Genomic DNA, 2,522 nt, shown 5'->3' with positions numbered 1-2,522 from the left:
AAAAGGTCTTTAAATCTAGCTGAAGCATAAAATTAGAAGTTTAACAATCCCAAAAAACAACGAGTTATGTCACGAGTACACTATTTAGAAGGAGATTATGAACAGTTAGTTATTAATGAAACGATAGACGGTCTTTTTTCCAGTTATCGTATAGACCGCAATTCATTGCCAAAAGGATTTTTCCTTTATGAGATTAGATGGGATGACAGCTTATCTTCATTGGCAGAGATTAGCCCCTCTGTGGTGGTGAATCATGCAGGTTCATTCATTACAAAGTCACCCCTTGAATTTGATGCAAACAATAGCATACGGATAACCTATACCAATTTTATCGAGTTCTGCCAGTTTGGTGAGTGGGCTTATGAGAAACTGGCTGTATTGGATTGTAATTCCGGTAATGTTGCGGTGATAAGCCCAGACAGGAGATTGCAGACCACTGAAGAGATTGAGATTTTTTTGAGTGGGCATTGTGGCTATCATCTGAGTGAGATTAATTGGATGGTGATGAAAGGCGATGTGCTGTTTTTGAACGAGAACGATTTTTAATGAGTATAACCGTAACTGCCTCTTGGAATGGGGCAATTACATAAAATATTATAAGTATGAAGTGGATAGATAAGATGGTAGAACGCATTACCCGAAAAGAAACTGCTTTAAATGACCACTTTTGTGTAAATCGGCATACGGTTGTATGTCAGAGTGGTATGACTGATTATGTTTCTGTAACGATTGATAATACCGATGGTTTTGATTTCGATTTTTGGACAAAACAACTTTGTTTTGAGAAGGACTGTAAATATCGCTCGGAGATAAAAGCGGCTTTTGATAAAATCTATGGCACAAGGAATATAGAATGTTGTGAATAATGAAGTCAGAAAAGTATGATACCAAAGGAGATAATGAAACTTTATGAAAAGCTTGCTTTCAGTCGGGGATATGAAGAAGCCTTTCGGGATTTTTTGGATGTTTGTCTTTACTATTTGTCTGTCGGGATGTTGGCGGAGGATTATCGTAGAGTGGAAAAAAGATATAAGCCATATGAAATGGAACTTTTTGTTCAAATGTTTTATAGGGTGTCTGAATATTCGGAAGGATTTTGCGATGTCTTGGGAGATATGTTCATGGAGTGTGTCAGTCATGGGAATAACGGACAGTTCTTTACCCCGATACACGTTGCTGATTTGATGGCATGTATGGGGGGAAATAGGCTGAAACCTAAACAGTCGGTCTGTGATTCGTGCTGTGGTTCCGGCAGGATGCTACTTTCCGCTGTAAAAAAATGTGCGGAAGAGAATGATGGAGGAAGGCTTTTTTGTTATGGCTCGGATATAGATTTGATTTGTGTAAAGATGACCGTTGTCAATCTGATGATGAATAGCGTACCCGGTGAAGTCGCATGGATGAATACATTGACAATGCAGCATTGGAGAAGTTATCATATAGATTTACAGCTGATAGCCGGAGTATGGTTGCCTATTTTAAAGATAACGGAAGCAGGTGACACTTCTTTTATTAGGAAACTTGAAAATGCAATGGAGGATAATTCTGAATTGAAGAGGTCGATTCAGAGCAACGCAAGGGCTACGCAGCTGACTTTTGATTTTTGACAAGATAAATATGTAAAAAGGATTTTGGTATGAAAGCAATAAGAACAAAAGAGGTGAATGAGAACGTCAAAGCGGCGAACAGTTGTTTGCGTAAAGCGAAATGGCAGGCTAAGGAATTGGCTGTTTTTACAGGTGAAGTAGTGCGTCTGATGGATAAGGAAGGGCATTCTCTACAAGGGTTCTTTAATCGGGTGGAGTTTGTTCTGGTGGACGGCACTATTAAATTCCGTGTAGTTATAAATCCTATTCTTGAATGTGAGAACTGTATAATGGCTTCTTGCCATGAAGACTATCTTTATGAGGTGGTCTCGGTGGAAAAGTTTACCTATAAAAATTATAGGTATCATTTGTAATGATATTGTATTTTAATGATTATAAACTGATTTATATTATAACAATGATGGGCAAAATTAATAATATTCCCGTTTTGAATGAAGATGTTATTCGTTTGGTTGTACTCAATGAGGAAATTATTGGGTATATCTATCCACGAAGGACTTCTTATGTGGTGGCATTGGAGATAAAGCCGGGACGTACTACCTCTTTGGCTACATCTGTCAATAAACAATGCATGGTTTTGTTGAGTGATAAGGTTCGTTTGGCCACGGAACAGGATTTCGATGATTTTCATATATGCTTTGATGGTTTCAGAAATAACACTATGTATTGTTATAATCAGGGAACGGAACCTATATACCTTCAATGAAGCACATTCTCCCTTCTTTTGGATTAGGGAAGGGAGGGTATTTTGCTGTCCGCTACTTTTTGGCAAGCACCCCAAAAAAGTAGCAAAAAACGCTTGGAGTTACTGGTAATCCCATTAATTTGCGTTCACGCAGTATTCTTTCCCACCCTCCCCTTCATCGGAATGACTGTTCTCATTCCCGGTTTACCCGTAATCATCCGCTATGCGGC

The 2,522-nt window shown here is 38.6% G+C and carries 5 protein-coding genes; all 5 read left to right on the top strand.

All coding sequences use genetic code 11. The annotated features are described in order from the left end of the window. Positions 1 to 66 precede the first annotated feature (66 nt). From DXA54_RS27740 to DXA54_RS27720, 5 genes are read left to right on the top strand one after another with little or no spacing between them, the layout of a single operon-like run. The gene (locus DXA54_RS27740) at positions 67 to 546 is read left to right on the top strand and encodes an LPD28 domain-containing protein (RefSeq protein WP_005868767.1); all 480 of its coding nucleotides are present in this window, start codon (positions 67 to 69) and stop codon (positions 544 to 546) included. Positions 547 to 602: 56 nt separating this feature from the next. Continuing rightward, positions 603 to 866 (top strand): hypothetical protein, encoded by a 264-nt coding sequence (locus DXA54_RS27735; protein WP_005868765.1) that lies wholly within the window; start codon positions 603 to 605, stop codon positions 864 to 866. A gap of 15 nt (positions 867 to 881) precedes the next feature. Beyond that, a complete protein-coding gene (locus DXA54_RS27730) occupies positions 882 to 1,607 on the top strand; it encodes an N-6 DNA methylase (RefSeq protein ID WP_005868764.1) in 726 nt (241 codons plus the stop codon). 29 nt (positions 1,608 to 1,636) lie between these two features. After that, positions 1,637 to 1,960 carry a hypothetical protein gene (locus tag DXA54_RS27725; protein ID WP_005868762.1) on the top strand — a complete coding sequence of 108 codons (324 nt, stop codon included), beginning with the start codon at positions 1,637 to 1,639 and terminating at the stop codon, positions 1,958 to 1,960. Between the two features lie 44 nt (positions 1,961 to 2,004). Further along, complete coding sequence (locus DXA54_RS27720; protein WP_224263218.1) at positions 2,005 to 2,313, top strand: hypothetical protein; 309 nt, start codon at positions 2,005 to 2,007, stop codon at positions 2,311 to 2,313. The last annotated feature ends 209 nt before the right edge of the window (positions 2,314 to 2,522 follow it).

Source organism: Bacteroides sp. OF03-11BH (assembly GCF_003604005.1).
Taxonomy (GTDB): Bacteria; Bacteroidota; Bacteroidia; order Bacteroidales; family Bacteroidaceae; genus Bacteroides; species Bacteroides ovatus.
Note: the sequence above shows the minus strand (reverse complement) of the source record. Positions and strands in the feature narration are given on the sequence as shown.